Origin of the sequence: Paramicrobacterium salitolerans (genome assembly GCF_051513965.1) — a bacterium.
In the GTDB taxonomy this organism is placed as follows: domain Bacteria; phylum Actinomycetota; class Actinomycetes; order Actinomycetales; family Microbacteriaceae; genus Paramicrobacterium.
In genome coordinates this window covers 320465-334948 of record NZ_CP195847.1, presented here as the reverse complement: position 1 = coordinate 334948, position 14484 = coordinate 320465, and the positions used below count along the sequence as shown (strand labels likewise).

At 64.9% G+C, this 14484-nt stretch carries 15 protein-coding genes, 2 tRNA genes and 2 pseudogenes; 11 read left to right on the top strand and 8 right to left on the bottom strand.

All coding sequences use genetic code 11. The annotated features are described in order from the left end of the window. Window positions 1–25: 25 nt before the first annotated feature. Complete coding sequence (locus ACSAGD_RS01595; RefSeq protein WP_437583977.1) at window positions 26–784, top strand: GntR family transcriptional regulator; 759 nt, start codon at window positions 26–28, stop codon at window positions 782–784. Between the two features lie 3 nt (window positions 785–787). Here ACSAGD_RS01595 and ACSAGD_RS01590 read toward each other — a convergent pair whose 3' ends face one another. Further along, window positions 788–1525, bottom strand: coding sequence for an IclR family transcriptional regulator (locus ACSAGD_RS01590; protein ID WP_437583976.1), 738 nt, complete (start codon window positions 1523–1525; stop codon window positions 788–790). A gap of 167 nt (window positions 1526–1692) precedes the next feature. Here ACSAGD_RS01590 and ACSAGD_RS01585 point away from each other — a divergent pair, with 167 nt between their 5' ends. Together ACSAGD_RS01585 and ACSAGD_RS01580 are read left to right on the top strand one after the other, a co-directional pair. Further along, window positions 1693–3588, top strand: coding sequence for an FAD-binding monooxygenase (locus ACSAGD_RS01585; protein ID WP_437583975.1), 1896 nt, complete (start codon window positions 1693–1695; stop codon window positions 3586–3588). A 28-nt stretch (window positions 3589–3616) separates the two neighbouring features. Beyond that, a complete protein-coding gene (locus tag ACSAGD_RS01580) occupies window positions 3617–4537 on the top strand; it encodes an alpha/beta family hydrolase (protein WP_437583974.1) in 921 nt (306 codons plus the stop codon). Between the two features lie 18 nt (window positions 4538–4555). Here the strand turns inward: ACSAGD_RS01580 and ACSAGD_RS01575 are convergent, their stop codons facing one another. Beyond that, window positions 4556–4690, bottom strand: a complete 135-nt coding sequence (locus tag ACSAGD_RS01575; protein ID WP_437583972.1) for a hypothetical protein — start codon at window positions 4688–4690, stop codon at window positions 4556–4558. Window positions 4691–4909: 219 nt separating this feature from the next. Here ACSAGD_RS01575 and ACSAGD_RS01570 point away from each other — a divergent pair, with 219 nt between their 5' ends. Both ACSAGD_RS01570 and ACSAGD_RS01565 read left to right on the top strand, forming a co-directional pair. Continuing rightward, window positions 4910–5902 (top strand): DNA topoisomerase IB, encoded by a 993-nt coding sequence (locus ACSAGD_RS01570; protein ID WP_437583971.1) that lies wholly within the window; start codon window positions 4910–4912, stop codon window positions 5900–5902. After that, complete coding sequence (locus tag ACSAGD_RS01565; protein WP_437583970.1) at window positions 5892–6368, top strand: CinA family protein; 477 nt, start codon at window positions 5892–5894, stop codon at window positions 6366–6368. Before ACSAGD_RS01570 ends, ACSAGD_RS01565 begins: the two co-directional genes overlap by 11 nt. Window positions 6369–6477: 109 nt before the next feature. Here ACSAGD_RS01565 and ACSAGD_RS01560 read toward each other — a convergent pair whose 3' ends face one another. Continuing rightward, complete coding sequence (locus tag ACSAGD_RS01560; protein WP_437583968.1) at window positions 6478–6690, bottom strand: CsbD family protein; 213 nt, start codon at window positions 6688–6690, stop codon at window positions 6478–6480. 264 nt (window positions 6691–6954) lie between these two features. Between ACSAGD_RS01560 and ACSAGD_RS01555 the strand changes: the two genes are divergently transcribed. Further along, entirely contained in the window at window positions 6955–7191 is a 237-nt protein-coding gene (locus ACSAGD_RS01555; RefSeq protein ID WP_437583967.1) for a hypothetical protein, read from the top strand. On the opposite strand, the gene ACSAGD_RS01550 is transcribed toward ACSAGD_RS01555, so the two are convergent. Next, the gene (locus ACSAGD_RS01550) at window positions 7188–8063 is read right to left on the bottom strand and encodes a dimethylarginine dimethylaminohydrolase family protein (protein WP_437583966.1); all 876 of its coding nucleotides are present in this window, start codon (window positions 8061–8063) and stop codon (window positions 7188–7190) included. The genes ACSAGD_RS01555 and ACSAGD_RS01550 overlap by 4 nt on opposite strands. Window positions 8064–8495: 432 nt before the next feature. On the opposite strand from ACSAGD_RS01550, the pseudogene ACSAGD_RS01545 reads away from it, so the two are divergent. From ACSAGD_RS01545 to ACSAGD_RS01535, 3 genes and pseudogenes are all read left to right on the top strand, one after another. Then, a pseudogene (locus ACSAGD_RS01545) lies at window positions 8496–8837 on the top strand (DDE-type integrase/transposase/recombinase); the annotation flags it as partial. A gap of 64 nt (window positions 8838–8901) precedes the next feature. Beyond that, window positions 8902–9036 (top strand): annotated as a pseudogene (locus ACSAGD_RS01540) (integrase core domain-containing protein); the annotation flags it as partial. Window positions 9037–9508: 472 nt separating this feature from the next. Further along, complete coding sequence (locus tag ACSAGD_RS01535; RefSeq protein WP_437583965.1) at window positions 9509–10630, top strand: IS1249 family transposase; 1122 nt, start codon at window positions 9509–9511, stop codon at window positions 10628–10630. Window positions 10631–10750: 120 nt separating this feature from the next. On the opposite strand, the gene ACSAGD_RS01530 is transcribed toward ACSAGD_RS01535, so the two are convergent. The 3 genes from ACSAGD_RS01530 to ACSAGD_RS01520 form a co-directional block, all read right to left on the bottom strand. Continuing rightward, window positions 10751–10842: transfer RNA gene (locus ACSAGD_RS01530), tRNA-Ser, on the bottom strand. A gap of 87 nt (window positions 10843–10929) precedes the next feature. Next, window positions 10930–12180 (bottom strand): LCP family protein, encoded by a 1251-nt coding sequence (locus tag ACSAGD_RS01525; RefSeq protein ID WP_437583964.1) that lies wholly within the window; start codon window positions 12178–12180, stop codon window positions 10930–10932. A gap of 147 nt (window positions 12181–12327) precedes the next feature. After that, window positions 12328–12415 (bottom strand) — tRNA-Ser (locus ACSAGD_RS01520). Between the two features lie 257 nt (window positions 12416–12672). On the opposite strand from ACSAGD_RS01520, the gene ACSAGD_RS01515 reads away from it, so the two are divergent. Next, entirely contained in the window at window positions 12673–13254 is a 582-nt protein-coding gene (locus ACSAGD_RS01515) for a dihydrofolate reductase family protein (RefSeq protein WP_437583962.1), read from the top strand. A gap of 20 nt (window positions 13255–13274) precedes the next feature. Then, window positions 13275–13835 carry a dihydrofolate reductase family protein gene (locus ACSAGD_RS01510; protein WP_437583961.1) on the top strand — a complete coding sequence of 187 codons (561 nt, stop codon included), beginning with the start codon at window positions 13275–13277 and terminating at the stop codon, window positions 13833–13835. Window positions 13836–13871: 36 nt separating this feature from the next. On the opposite strand, the gene ACSAGD_RS01505 is transcribed toward ACSAGD_RS01510, so the two are convergent. Next, window positions 13872–14363 carry a winged helix-turn-helix transcriptional regulator gene (locus tag ACSAGD_RS01505; RefSeq protein WP_437583960.1) on the bottom strand — a complete coding sequence of 164 codons (492 nt, stop codon included), beginning with the start codon at window positions 14361–14363 and terminating at the stop codon, window positions 13872–13874. Window positions 14364–14484: the final 121 nt, after the last annotated feature.

Here is a 14484-nt window from a genome sequence, read left to right as displayed (position 1 = left end):
ATCCGCTGAAACATAAGGAACTCTCATGCCTCGCAGCACCTCACGTTCGAGTGGCCCCGTCTCGGTGTTCCGTGTTCCCCGCACGTCGACGGTCGACCTCATTGCGATCGAACTTCGCAACGCGATCTTCTCGGGTGCCCTTCCGGTCGGAAGCCCGATCGGCGAGGTTGAGATCTCGTCGCAGCTGGGCGTCAGCCGCAGCCCGCTCCGTGAGGCCACGCAGCGCCTGGTGCAGGAGGGGCTGCTCACAGCGACTCCGGGGCGCGGGCTTCGAGTGAGCGTCATCGGCGCCGAGCACGTTCCAGACCTGTACTCCGCGCGCGCCGCGATCGAGTCGCAGGCGATCCGGATGCTCGTAAGAAACGGTGACGCGGCCGCGATCGCGGGCCTCGAGGGTTCGTACGCGACGCTCGTCGCGATCAGCGAGGGAACCGACGCGCGCGCGATCGGCAATGCGGACATCGCGTTCCATCAGGCGCTCGTGGATGCCGCAGGGAGCCACCGCCTCTCCCATTACATGCGGACTCTCGCCATCGAGACTCGCATCGCGAGCCTGAGCTCACCGGACGGCTACTCCGTGCGACGCAGCGTCTCCCCCACGTACCGACAGCTTCTCGATGCGCTGCGGGCAGGAGACGCGGAGGGCGCGATCACCGCGCTGCTGGTGCAGTTCGACGACGCGGTCGCACGCCTCACGGGCGCAGCCGGAGATGTGGAGACGGTCGAGACTCCCATCATCAACACGCCGTCGGCCTTCGAGCCGATCGACTCGCCCGAGGCCTGAGGCTCAACCGCCGAGAGCTGCGCTGATCGCCTCCGCGGACCGGGCGAGACGCTGGGCCAGCGCCTCGGCATCGATCGAGGGCCCAACGTGCACGACGGCGAGCGCGGCAGGCTCGCGCCCCCGCAGAGCGAGCGGCACAGCAACCGACTTGACCGTCGGGATCACCTCGTTGTCGCTCACCGCGTAGCCGATCTGCGCGGCGCGCTCAACCTCGGCTCGCAGGTCGGCTGACACCCCCTGCGGCCAGTCGCGCCGCGGCAGGATCGAGAGGATCGCCTTGCCGGGTGCACCCGCGGTGACCGAGTGTCTGGCCCCGGGACGCTGCGCGACCGAGGCGATGGTGTGGCGCGGCTCGACACTTGCGAGCGTGATGCACTCGTCGTGGTCGCGCACCGCGAGAAAACACGTCATGCCGACCTCATTCGCCACGGCGGTGAGCTCCGGCAGCGCCTCGGACTGCAGATCGTTCGCCACCCCCGCGGCGAGCGCTGCCATGCGCGCCCCGAGCGTCAGCCGCCCGGTCGAGTCGCGCTGCACGAGACCGTGCTCCTCGAGGGTCCGGAGCAGCCGGTAGGCGTTCGAGCGGTGGACGCCGAGCTGTTCGGCGAGCTCATCGATCGTGAGAGGCCCGGGAACTTCCGCGAGGATCTCGAGGATTCGGATGCCGCGGCTCAGCGTCTGCGAGCCCGCGGTGCCGTTTCGCGCGGCATCCATCTGACTCGTCGCTCGCGGATTCGCCATCTGTCTCACTCCACTCCCCCGGAGCGGACGCTCGCGGGCGCGCTTGCGCAGGCGGTGCGCTTCGCCTAGCATTTCGTCTAATAGTAGAACAGCGTGTTCAAATATAGAACACGCTGGCTCAGAACAACAGCCTCGACAGAGCAGTCCGAGGAGAGGGAACACAAACAATGCAGTTTCATCACCATGGCTACGTCTCGGGCGACCCTCGAGTGCAGCCGGCGGCCGGAACCGGCCTCGATCGCCCCGCTGAGCTTCCCGACGAAACCGACGTTCTGATCGTCGGCTCCGGGCCAGCGGGCATGCTCCTCGCCGCGCAGCTCTCGCAGTACCCCGACGTGACGGCGCGGGTCGTCGAGCGACGTGCCGGCCGCCTCGAGATCGGTCAGGCCGACGGCATCCAGGCTCGCAGCGTCGAGACCTTCCAGGCGTTCGGCTTCGCCGAGGCCATCACCGCCGAGGCCTACCGCATCACGTCGATGAACTTCTGGTCGCCCGACCGCGAGAACCCGGAGCACATCGTGCGCACCGGCCGCGAAGTCGACGATCCCCACGGCATCAGTGAGTTTCCGCACCTCATCGTCAACCAGGCGCGGGTGCTCGACTACTTCGCCGCGTGCGCGGAGCACGGGCCTGGCCGCATCCGCCCCGACTACGGCTACGAGTTTGTCGGCCTTGAGGTGGAGGATGCCGGAGAGTACCCGGTCGCCGTCACGCTGCGCTGCACCGCGGGCGCGCACCTCGGCGAGACGCGCACGGTGCGCACCAAGTACGTCGTCGGCTGCGACGGAGCCCGCAGCGCGGTGCGCGAGTCGATCGGCCGCACGCTCGCCGGCGACCAGGCGTTTCACGCGTGGGGCGTCATGGACGTCCTCACCGAGACGGACTTTCCCGATGTGCGGACCAAGTGCGCGATTCAGTCCGAGGCCGGAAGCATCCTGCTCATCCCTCGCGAGGGCGGCTACCTCGCCCGCTGGTACGTCGACCTCGGAGTGGTCGACCCGAACGACAACCACGAGGTGCGCAAGACTCCGATCGAGTCGATCATCCAGAAGGCCAACGACATTCTGAGCCCGTACACTCTCGAGGTGCGCAACGTCGCCTGGTGGAGCGTCTACGAGGTCGGTCACCGCGTCACCGACAAGTTCGACGATGTGCCCGACGAGCAGACCGGAGAGCAAACCCCGCGCGTGTTCATCGCGGGTGACGCGTGCCATACGCACAGCGCCAAGGCTGGCCAGGGCATGAACGTCTCGATGCAGGACGGCTTCAACCTCGGCTGGAAGCTCGGTCAAGTGCTCTCGGGACGCAGCCCGGAGTCGCTGCTGGCGACCTACTCCGGCGAGCGCCAGGAGATCGCGCAGAACCTCATCGACTTCGACAAGGAATGGTCGACGATGATGGCGAAGAAGCCGGAGGAATTCGAGAACCCGAAGGAGCTGAGCGACTTCTACACGGCGACAGCCGAGTTCCCCGCGGGATTCATGACGCAGTACAAGCCGTCCATGATCACGGGTGGAGGCGAGCACCAGGAACTCGCCGTCGGGTTCCCGATCGGCAAGCGTTTCAAATCCGCGATGGCGGCCCGCGTGTGCGACACGAACCCCGTGCACCTCGGCCACCATGCGCGCGCCGACGGACGCTGGCGCATCTACGCGTTCGCCGATGCGGGCGCGCCAGGCGAAGCATCCGCGCTCTCGACCTGGGCGGCGTGGATGCTGGAGAGCGATGCCTCTCCCGTGAAGCGGTTCACGCCTGAGGGCGACGACCTCGACAGCCTCTTCGATGTGAAGGTCATCTACCAGCAGGAGCTCGAGGGCGTCGACATCGGCGTGGTGCCGAAGATCTTCCTGCCGCACAATGGACCGTTCCAGCTCGTGGACTACGAGAAGGTCTATGCGACACTGCCCGACGACGACATCTTCGAGCAGCGGGAGATCTCACGGAGCGGAGCCGTCGTCGTGGTGCGCCCCGACCAGTACGTCGCGCACGTGCTTCCGCTCGAAGCGACCACAGAACTCGGCGCCTTCTTCGCGCAGAGCATGCTCGAGCCGTCGCGCGACTGAGAGGTCTCCACGCCGGTAGATTGAACGTATGACCGCGAACGCGCCGCACCCTCGGCCTTGGGTGTGGCGCGTTCTCGCGTGCGCGGGGCTCGCCGTCGTTCTGTGGGCGTGCGCGACCGCGTGGGGCGGCGTCGTCCACGGGCATCCCGCCTACGCGATCGTGCTCGCCGTCACGCTGCTCGGTGCGATCGCCGTACTCGTGTCGGCCGGCGTCCGCGAGTGGCGTCGTGGCTCGGTGCGCACGCTCGGGCGGTTCATTCTCGTGGCGCTCGGAATCGTGTGGCTCGGCGTCGTCGGGTGGCTTCGCCCGCATACGGCTGAGGCTCCCGCACTCGAGGCGATGCACGAGGATGCCGCAGTGGCGGTGACCGAGACGGCGACCACCATCACCTTCACGCCCGTCGGCGCGACCGACGAGTCGACCGGTCTCGTGTTTCAGCCGGGCGCCCTGGTCGACCCGCGCGCATATGCGGCCGTTCTGCGTCCCGTCGCCGAGGCCGGGCACCCGGTGGTGATCGTGAAGCAGCCGCTCGGCATCGCATTCACGGCGCTCGGGGCGCTCGACACGGCGACGCAGACGCTGCCCGACGTCGAGCGCTGGGTCATCGGCGGCCACTCGCTCGGCGGAACCGTGGCGGCGCTCACCGCGGAGAATTCGGACGTCGCGGGCCTCGTGCTCTTCGCGGCGTACCCCGTGGGCGACATGAGCGACGCCGGTGTTCCCGTGCTCTCGGTCTCCGGAACCCGCGACGGGCTCTCGACGCCGCAGAAGATCGCCGCCTCGCGCGAGAACCTGCCCGCCGGGAGCGACTTCGTCGTCATCGCAGGAGCGTCGCACGCGCAGTTCGGCGACTACGGGGCACAGTCGGGCGACGGCATCCCCTCGATCACCCACGACGACGCCCGAGCACAGATCACGCGTGCCGTGCTCGATTTTCTGAATCAATAGGCCGGCCGGAGCGCGGAGTCACTTCTCTACACGCTCGTCGTCTTCACCCTCGGCCTGCGACGGGTGGCCCTTCTCGGGGTTGGCTTCGCCCTGGCCCTCGCGCTCCGGGTCTTCGCCCTCGGCCTGGCTCGGTTTGGGACGCTGCGGTGTCATGATGACCCTCCGTTCCGTGTTCCGTCTGATTCTGGTCTCGCGTTGAATGTGACTGCGACGCTATGCCCTGGTCGTGCGTGTGCGGAAGCGGGTTGACATCGCCCGACACATGCGTCGCGGGCGACCGAGTGTCAAGCCCTTGAGGCGACCCGCGCATCGCCATACGTTCGCACCACGACGACCAACGAGACCGACGACCGACCGACGACGAGGAGAGCCATGGCGCGACTGCGATCTGCCGACACCTCGTCACCGGGATGGACGTTCGTGAACGATGACTCAGGGCGCGTTCTCGTGGATACGCGCGGACGACCGATCACGGATGCCGCGGCGCTCGACCGCGTCGACAAGCTCGTGATTCCGCCCGCCTGGGCGAACGTGTGGATCGCGCCCCAGCCGAACTCGCACATCCAAGCGGTCGGCACCGACATCGCGGGTCGGCGGCAGTACATCTACCACGAGCAGTGGCTGCGGCAGCGCGGGCGCGAGAAGTACGACCGGATGCTCGAGCTCGCAGCGTCGCTGCCCAGCACGCGCGGACTCGTCACCCGCGATTTGCGCTCATCCTACGGCTCTCGCGAGCGCGCACTTGCCGTGGCGTTTCGACTCTTGGACAGCGCGTATCTGCGCGTCGGCAGCGAGCGTTACGCCCGTCGACACGGCAGCCGCGGTCTCACGACACTGCTCGGCGAGCACGCAACCGTGTCGGGTGCGACCGTGATTCTCGACTTCGCGGGCAAGAGCGGAATGTCGTGGGGGTCAGAGACGACGGATGCCGAGCTCGCCTCCGCGGTCCGCTCGCTCAAGCGCCGAGGCAAGACGGAGCGCCTGCTCGCGTGGCGGGACGGCGCCGCGTGGCATCCTCTCAAACCCACCGAGGTGAACGCCTACGTCAAGGAGCGCACGCACGGCGAGTTCACTGCAAAGGACTTCCGCACGCTTCACGGCACCACGACCGCGGCCGCCGAACTCGCATCGCTCGGCCTGCAGTCGACGGCGACGGCGCGCACGCGAGCGATCCGCGAGGCCGTCACGCGCACGGCGGACCGCCTCGGCAACACGCCCGCCGTGGCCCGCGCGAGCTACATCGACCCACGCGTCTTCGACCGCTACCGCGACGGCTGGCTGCTCGAGACCGGCCGCGTCACCCCCGAGCGCGCGCTGCGCCGGCTGATCATGCAGGACGACGAAGGAGACGAAGATGACGACTGAGCAGGCGAGAATCGCCGAGAGAATCGCGGATGCCGCGGGCGAGGGTGGCCTGACAGTCGCCGTGTGCGAGTCACTCACGAGCGGCAGCATCGCGTCGGCGCTCGGGGCCGCGCCGGATGCGTCGTCCTGGTTCGCGGGCAGCATCGTCGCCTATAGCCGCAATGTGAAGCACGATCTGCTGAACGTCAGCGCGGGGCCCGTCGTGTGCGCGTCCGCCGCCGAGGAGATGGCTGTCGCGGTTCGACGGATGCTGCACGCCGACGTCACCGTGGCGGTCACGGGCGCGGGAGGCACCGAGCCGCAGGACGACCAGCCGGCGGGAACGGTCTTCTTCGCGATCGCGACCGACACAGGAGTGCAGATCGACAAGCAGAGCTTCAACGGCGACCCCCAGACGGTTGTCGAAGAGACCACGCTCGAAGCGCTGCGGCTGCTTGAGAGGACGCTCACGCGGCCGGCATCCTGACCCCGAGTCTCGGGGAGCTCTCGCACGCCCCACAGCCGTAAGCGCAGCCGAACCGCACACAGAGAGCGGCCCCGCGGGCATTCCGCGGGGCCGCTCAGGTAATGGTCTGTTACTTGTCGTCGTTGAACAGGTCGCTTGCGCTGTCCTTCGTGTTCTCAGCGGCATCCTTCACGTTCTCGCCGACCTTCTTCGCATTGGCCTTGGCCTGATCTGCGCGGCCCTCAGCCTCCATGCTCTCGTTGTCGGTAGCATCGCCGAACTTCTCTTTAGCCTTGCCCTTTGCCTCTTCGGCAGCGTTGCTGATCTTGTCTCCGAAGCCCATGGTGTGCTCCTTTCGTGAGGTTGATCTCCACGCTAAGAAGCGAAGCGGGCTGCAACAAGGGGTTGACAGGGACTTGGCAGGTTCAGCCTGCTCTCACTGTCAGGGGATGCCGCAAGGATGCCGCGCTCGCCCAACCCGGAGACGCCGCCCTAACACGGTCTTCCGCACGGATGCCAGCCCCTTGTTCGGCGCGGTCGCTCGCGAGCATCCTGGCTCTGTCACGTGTTCTCACGGCGCGTGACCTGCGATTTCGAGGAGGGCATCATGGCACCGCGTGGAAGCTCGAAGCACGGTCCGAATCTCGACGACGAGATGAAGCACGAGACCGAGGGCATGGTCGAGGGAACGCAGACCGATCACGTCGAAGAATTTCGTCAGACCGAGGGGATGCCCGACGACACGGACAGCGCCGAGGTCGAAGACGCGGCACGGATGCGGGGCAACGAGGTCGACGCCGACCTGCCGTGGGAGGACGACGACGCACAGAACCGCGAAAGCTAGCGCGCAAGTCGCCCGTCGAGGGTGCCCGGGCGAAGCTCTTGAGTGCAGCGTTTGATGCCGCCGCCGGCTTTCACGAGAGCATCCGCTTCCACGGGCACCGGCTGAAATCCACGGCTCTGCAAATCACGCATGAACCGTTCTGCCCGCGAGTCGACGACGATTCGGTGACCATCGGAGACACAGTTGAGCGCGTTGTGTCGAGCTTCGGCCGCTTCTACCGTGATTGCGATTGGAAACAGAGATTCGAGTCGCCTCCGGCTCCTCGCGTCAAAGGCGCTCGGAAGATACGCGATCTCAGCGGTTTCAGCGGAAGAGTCAAGAACGCTGAGCGCGAGGTCGAGGCGCGGGAGTTGCTCGTCGCTGAGCTTCAGGCTGACGACCTCCCGACCGAAAGTGCGCGCCAGTTCGGAGTGGCTGGCGCGCGAGCTGTGAAATCCGAACCCGGCCAGAACGCGGTCGCCGACCACGACGAAGTCGCCTCCGTCGTTGGCGTTCATGGGCTCGAGCGTACGAAAGCCGTGGCACCTCAGCCATCTCTCAATGCTTCGGATGCCGCCCTGCTGCGCCTCGGTATCGGCTATGTACGCCATTCCGTTCAGAGTGAAGCTCATGGCACCCGCGAACATCAGGCGGTCGTCCCCCGGCTTCGCGTCGATCACGTGGACCTCGTGGCCGAGAGCTACGTACTGCCGTCGCAGAGCGTCCCACTGCCGGAGCAGCGGGCTCGCCGAAGCTGGAGGCTCATCGGCTGACATGCGCCCGGATTCGACTGGTGTCGGGTGCAGCCTGCACATCACGTACGTCCTCCGGAGCGACTGCCGCGGTGTCGGCACGTGCCCCTCGGGGGAGGCATCCATACTGTTTCGAATCATCGTCATCATTGACTCTGCCCTTCAGAGCTGGCTCAGAGAGCTACGATCAGAACGACCCGTTCGCGCAGGTTCGGGCCAGGAAAATGCCGATGTACGGAGGAAGCTTTGGAGCGAGAACCGGCTCACACGGCCCCCGCGTCCGTGCGAGCGCGCGACCAAAGGCGAGATGCACTCAGGATCCGAGCCGCAGCAGAAACACGAACAAGCAAGAAAAAGAAGCGGCCCAGTCGGAAAAATCGACTGAACCGCTTCTCTAGCTCAAGTTTTCGGAACGGTTTTCGGAATGTTCCATTGGCGGAGACGGGGGTGTTGCGATTCACCACATCGTTGACAGCTAATCGCGCGGATCCTGATCGTGATCGGTGACACCTGAGTCGCGACATCGTTGACAGATCGGTGGGTGTGATCGTTGACCGGTGAGTCGCGTCATCGTTGACGAGTGAAACCAAAGAACCTCGTCATCGTCCGCGCCGTCACCGACCAGGGCCTCACCCGCGCCGAAGCCGCCCCACAGAAACGCCCCGCAGTTCCTACATCCGCTTTCAAGCCGACCTGCCCAACGAGTGCTGGCAAGCCGACATCACCCACTGGTTCCTCACCGACGGCACCCGGATCGAGATCCTCGACTTCCTCGACGACCACTCCCGCTACCTGCTCGACATCCGTGCTGCGGCCGCGTTCACCGGGCCCATGGTGGTGACCGCCATGACCAAACTGATCACCCGCTACGGCCCGCCAGCCTCGACCCTCACCGACAACGGGCTCGTGTTCACCACCCGCCTGGCCCGCTTCAAGGGCGCCCGCGGAGGCTTCGAGAAACTCCTCGCCACCCACCGGCATCACCCAGAAGAACGGCCGCCCAGGACATCCCCAGACCCAGGGAAAGATCGAACGCTTCCACCAGACCCTGAAACGATGGCTCAAGGCGCACCCTCTGCCCAACACGATCGAGGACCTGCAGACACTGCTGACCGAGTTCCAGACCTGGTACAACACTGCCCGCCCGCACCGCTCAATCGGCCGCCACACCCCGGAGCAGACTTACACAGCCCTCCCGAAGGCCACCCCGGCCACCACCACGGACACGACCGAATGGCGCTCACGCACCGACATCGTCGACAAACATGGGAAAGTCACCATCCGCTACGCCGGCCAGATCCGACACCTCGGCATCGGTCGCGCCCACACAAACACCCCCGTGCTCATCCTCGCCCACGACCGCAACGCCACCGTCAGCAGCCTGAGCACCGGCCAGATCATCGCCGAGTTCACCATCGACCCCGACAAGAACTACCAGGCCAAGAAACCTTGACTCGACCGTCAACGATGACCCGACTCACCGACCCCGCATCAGGGTTATAGGCCAAAACGTGTGGATGGAATCGTGATCTAGCCGCGTGATCTCGCGGGTAAATGAGGGACGGTATGGTCCGTGATGCTTAGTTGTGGACCTTGCGGCGAATTCGACGACGTGTCTGGTATGCGATTCAAAGCTCGTGAAGAACGGGAAGACCGCGGCAGGCACGCAGCGGTGGCGGTGTCGGTCATGTGGCTCATCCCAGTCAAGGAAACGTCCCGATGTCACCCGCAGGGAACAGCTCCGCCGATTCGTGTCCTGGCTTATTGGCAAACAGTCGCAAGCCGAGATCGATCACACCGGCACGGGGCGCTCGTTTCGTCGGCTCACAGCCTGGTGCTGGGACGTGCAACCACAGCTACCACCGACCGAGACGGTGTATCACGCCGTCATGGTCGACGGCCTCTGGGTCGGCACTTGGTGTCTCCTGATCGCGCTCAGTGACACCGGCTCCGTTCTGGCCTGGCAGTGGTGCGGTGGCGAGTCCACAGCCGCGTGGACAGCACTGCTCGAGCAGATCCCCGCCCCCGCCGTTCTCGTCTCTGACGGAGGCAGCGGCCTACCCTCAGCTCTACGCCGAACCTGGCCAGAAACCAAACATCAACGCTGCCTGTTCCACCTGCAAATGAACACAACACGGCACCTGACCAGGAAACCCCGAACCACAGCAGGCCGAGCACTACGCCGCCTCGTGATGGCCCTCAGCACCATCGATCAGAACGATGAAACAGAAGCGATCAACTGGCAACTCCAACTCGACCACTGGTGGCAGAACTTCGGACACCTCACCGAAGAACGCACCCTGTTCCGCGACGGCAAATGGGGCTACAAGCACGCACCACTGCGCAAAGCCTGGCACCTGATCCGCAACGTCCTACGCAAAGGAACCCTATTCACCTACATCCAATACGGCAACCCACGCACCACAAGCGCCCTCGAAGGCGGCATCAACAGCCAAATCAGAGCCGTGCTGCGCACCCACCGCGGCATGACCCAAGCACACATGAAACGCGCCGCGGAATGGTTCCTCACCCTTCACGAACTCACACTCGACAACGCCCTGAAACACGCGTCATACCCAACGAAAAACAAACCCCCGGAACAAGCCAACGAAGAACACCACCCCGACGAAACCCCCAGCCTCTACGACACCGGCCTCACCGCAGAAGAAGGCCTCTGGACCCGCACAGGATGGGCAGGACGAACATGACACGCCCGAACCCATCCACACGTTTTGGCCTATAAGCCCCGCATCACACGTCAACACCCCACCAACGAAAAAAGTCCTGAGCCGCGACTCGTTCGTAAACGATGTCGCGACTCAGGACATTGGCGGAGACGGCGGGATTTGAACCCGCGGTCCCCTTGCGGGGACTCCACCTTAGCAGGGTGGTGCACTCGACCGGACTATGCGACGTCTCCGTGCGTTCGAAGCGAACGCGGGTTAAAGCATAACGGGTGATCGGCCCATCAGCTAATCACGCAGATGCGGCGCCGTGCGGCATCCTGTCATCGACCATTTCCGTCGGCGCAGGTCTCGAGCGACGCGTTCTGTCCGTGGATGGAGTCGGGCAGTTCCACAGTGTCATCCTCGGGCGGTGCCGTTGAATCGGGCGCCTCAGTCTCGGGCGGCGTCGTCGGCTCCGTCGACTCACCGGAGTCACCCTCTTCGCCCTTCACGATGGAGCCGCCGGTGCCGCCGGTGACAGACAGGTTCTTGTCCGCTTTGATGGCGTCCATGAGGGTCTCGGCATCCGTCGTGAGCGGCGAGACACCGTCACCCTGGTAGTAGTTCGGATACTGGACGAACGTGATCTTGTCCGTCGGAATGTCAGACAGCGCCATCGCGAGAGACACCATCGTGTTGATGTTGTTCAGACTGTTCGAGAACGTCATGTTCGTCGCAGCGACCTTGGCGATGCTGTAGAGCTTCACCGGATCGGTCAGCGTCTCAGCGGACTTCAGCTCACGAACGAGCGAGGAGAGGAACATCTGCTGGTTGCTGATTCGGCCGAGGTCGGAACCGTCGCTGACGCCGTGGCGAGTGCGGAGGAACTGCAGAGCGTCCTTGCCTTTGAGAGACACCTGACCAGCGGGGAGGTCGAGGTCGGTCTTCGGATCCTTGATCGAGTCTGCGAGACACACCTCGACGCCGCCGATCGCATTCGACAGCGCAATCACGCCATTGAACTGCACCATCGCGGCGTATTGGATTTCAAGCCCCGTCAGCTCACTCACCGTCTGAACCGTGCAGGCCATACCGCCGTACGAGAGGGAGGTATTGATCTTCTGACGGCTCATCGCCGGGTAGAACTCGCCCGTCGGCTTGCCATCGTCATCGACCTTCTCGCACGACGGAATCGGAACATACATGTCGCGCGGGAAGCTGACGACCGTCGCGTTGCTGTGATCCTCTGCGATGTGCAGAAGCATCGTCACGTCGTTGAGTGTCGAGGTCTCTTTGTCAGGATCGCCGTAGCCGTCACCCTGGCCCTGGCGGCTATCGCTCCCGATCAGCAGCAGGTTCGCGCCGCCCTCGATCGAGTTGATGTCGGGAATCGCCTGTCCCGGTGTCTCACCGGCGAGCGTCACGCCCTCGGGCACCGTCTGCACGATGTCGTTGATCGCCCAGGCACCGACAGCACCCGCACTGACGACGACGACAGCGACCGCGGCGGCGAGGAACTTGCCGGCGCTGGTCCACGGACTGCGCCTCGGCAGCTTGCCGTGACGCACGGTGTTTGAGGAGCGTCGCGCCACTCAGAGTCCTCTCAACGATGTCGGGGGCGGAGCACATCGGTCTGCGCTCAGCGTGACCAGACAGTACTCAGATCTCCGATTTTACGCACATGGTGCTGTGAGCACGATAGAAAGTTCCTGCATGAACGCCGGTTGCACGCAGGAAATTGGCGGAGGGCGTGGGATTCGAACCCACGAGACATTTCTGCCCACTGGTTTTCAAGACCAGCTCCATCGGCCGCTCGGACAGCCCTCCTCACCGCTCGAAAGCAGTGCGCGGACGATTCTACCCGACCGTCGCCGCAGGACAATATCGACGCAGAATAGGATGCCGCTAGAGCGACGACGGGCCCCGCGGAGTTCCTTCATCTAGACCACAGGCACCCGCAATCAACCGCGAAGCTGCAAGCCGGTCGGCTTCTTCACCAACTCATCAAGTGATTGCAAAATGCAACTCGATGATCTACTCTGCCAGCAAGACAAGTTGCAGATCGCAATCAGAGGGGCTTGCGCATGGGAAAAGTGATCGCGTGGAACATCATCTCAGTCGACGGATTCTTCGAGGGCACGCAGCAATGGGACCTTCGGCTGCACGAGCACATCTGGGGTGAAGACCTCCGACAGCTCAGCCTTCGTTTCGGCGACGAGCTCGGCCTGATTGTGTTCGGTCGTGTCACCTATGAGGGAATGGCGGCCCACTGGCAGAACACCGACGACGAATCCGACATCGCCGACTATATGAACTCGGCGCCGAAGCTGGTAGCTTCACGAACCCTCACCGAAGCGAGCTGGAGCAACACCGAGGTCACGGCGGACATCGTCGGCGAGCTCTCGCGACGCAAGCAGGCCGACGACCGGCCAATCTATGTCTTCGGCAGCGCCGTGCTCACCGACTCGCTCCTCCGCGCGGGAGTCGTCGATGAGCTCCTCATCGGTGTCGCACCCGTGATCCTCGGCGAGGGGACCGCGCTGTTCAAGCCGGCCCCCTCTGTCCGCCCCCTTCAGCTTCTCGAGGCGCGCGCGATCGACACCGGAGGGGTTCTGCTGAGGTACGCCGTGTCAGCCGTCGAAGCGGCGAACGACGCCGACCGCTGATCCGAACCGGGAGTATCGCCATGAGAACACTTCGCTACTCGATCAACGTCACCCTCGACGGCTGCTGCGATCACGCGGCGGGCGTCGCACCGGACGAAGAGCTGATGCAGTACTGGACCGAGCAGATGGGACGCGCCGGTGCGCTGCTCTACGGTCGAACGACCTACGAGATGATGGAGTCGGCGTGGCGCAAACCAACCTCGGGCTGCTGGCCCGATTGGATGGACGAGTGGGAGGTCCCCTTCGCCGAAGCCATCGACCGGGCGCGGAAATATGTCGTGTCGAGCACTCTGGAAACGGTCGATTGGAATTCAGAGTTACTGCGAGGCGACGTGGAGAGTGCCGTTCGACTGCTCAAAGAGCAGCCGGGCGGGGATCTGTTGGTCGGCGGAGTGGCGCTCCCGCTGACCCTTGCGGATCACGGCCTGATCGACGAGTACGAGTTCGTGGTGCATCCGATTCTCGCTGGGCACGGACCGTCTCTGCTCGCGGGCCTCGGCGAGCGGATCCGGCTCCAGGCCGTGGATCGTCGCGAGTTCCAGTCGGGGGCGATCGCGACGCGGTATCGCCCTGTGCAGTAACGAGCGTCGAGATGGGCCCGTGATGCCCGCCGCCCGCTACTCGCTGACTGCTGCGGCGTAGGCCTCCTGAAGCTGCTCACTCGGGCGCGGGGCGTCCGGGAAAGGTCGCGGAACTCCGAGGTGAATCTCTCGAAGTTCGTCCATCATCGCTTCGACGAGTGCCGGACCTCCGTCTCGAAGAAGCTCGGCACGGACCCGGAGGCGACCGTCGCCATCGCGATGATCGAGGCCCCAGTTTCCGAGCGCGACCATGATGGGCAAGACCTCGATGCCGGCCTCGGTGAGGGAGTACAGCGCCCGCTGGCCGCGCCGCGCCGTTGCCCGACTCAGCAACCCCTGCTCGGTGAGACGCTTGAGTCTATTGCTGAGGATGTTGCTGGCGATGCCCTCCTCGGATCCGGTGAGCAGTTCGCGAAAGTGTCGCCGGTTGCCGAACATGATGTCCCTGAGCACAAGCATCGTCCACGGATCACCCAGAACCTCGACGGCGGCGTTGATTGCGCACCCCGATCGTGGCGCAATTGGCATCGCACCTCCTTCAAGTGATTGCATTATACGACTACTTGATGTGTCACACGTCTGTTTTGACCTCCCGGCACTCGAGGTCGACACCTCGTTGTCCCTAAGAATCAGTCCCGGTCCTGGTCAC

Excerpts from the sequence above, each read along its gene's own strand:
- ACSAGD_RS01595 (WP_437583977.1), top strand. The coding sequence starts at position 26 with ATGCCTCGCAGCACCTCACGTTCGAGTGGCCCCGTCTCGGTGTTCCGT.
- ACSAGD_RS01590 (WP_437583976.1), bottom strand. The coding sequence starts at position 1,525 with ATGGCGAATCCGCGAGCGACGAGTCAGATGGATGCCGCGCGAAACGGC.
- ACSAGD_RS01585 (WP_437583975.1), top strand. The coding sequence starts at position 1,693 with ATGCAGTTTCATCACCATGGCTACGTCTCGGGCGACCCTCGAGTGCAG.
- ACSAGD_RS01580 (WP_437583974.1), top strand. The coding sequence starts at position 3,617 with ATGACCGCGAACGCGCCGCACCCTCGGCCTTGGGTGTGGCGCGTTCTC.
- ACSAGD_RS01575 (WP_437583972.1), bottom strand. The coding sequence starts at position 4,690 with ATGACACCGCAGCGTCCCAAACCGAGCCAGGCCGAGGGCGAAGACCCG.
- ACSAGD_RS01570 (WP_437583971.1), top strand. The coding sequence starts at position 4,910 with ATGGCGCGACTGCGATCTGCCGACACCTCGTCACCGGGATGGACGTTC.
- ACSAGD_RS01565 (WP_437583970.1), top strand. The coding sequence starts at position 5,892 with ATGACGACTGAGCAGGCGAGAATCGCCGAGAGAATCGCGGATGCCGCG.
- ACSAGD_RS01560 (WP_437583968.1), bottom strand. The coding sequence starts at position 6,690 with ATGGGCTTCGGAGACAAGATCAGCAACGCTGCCGAAGAGGCAAAGGGC.
- ACSAGD_RS01555 (WP_437583967.1), top strand. The coding sequence starts at position 6,955 with ATGGCACCGCGTGGAAGCTCGAAGCACGGTCCGAATCTCGACGACGAG.
- ACSAGD_RS01550 (WP_437583966.1), bottom strand. The coding sequence starts at position 8,063 with ATGATTCGAAACAGTATGGATGCCTCCCCCGAGGGGCACGTGCCGACA.
- ACSAGD_RS01515 (WP_437583962.1), top strand. The coding sequence starts at position 12,673 with ATGGGAAAAGTGATCGCGTGGAACATCATCTCAGTCGACGGATTCTTC.
- ACSAGD_RS01510 (WP_437583961.1), top strand. The coding sequence starts at position 13,275 with ATGAGAACACTTCGCTACTCGATCAACGTCACCCTCGACGGCTGCTGC.
- ACSAGD_RS01505 (WP_437583960.1), bottom strand. The coding sequence starts at position 14,363 with ATGCCAATTGCGCCACGATCGGGGTGCGCAATCAACGCCGCCGTCGAG.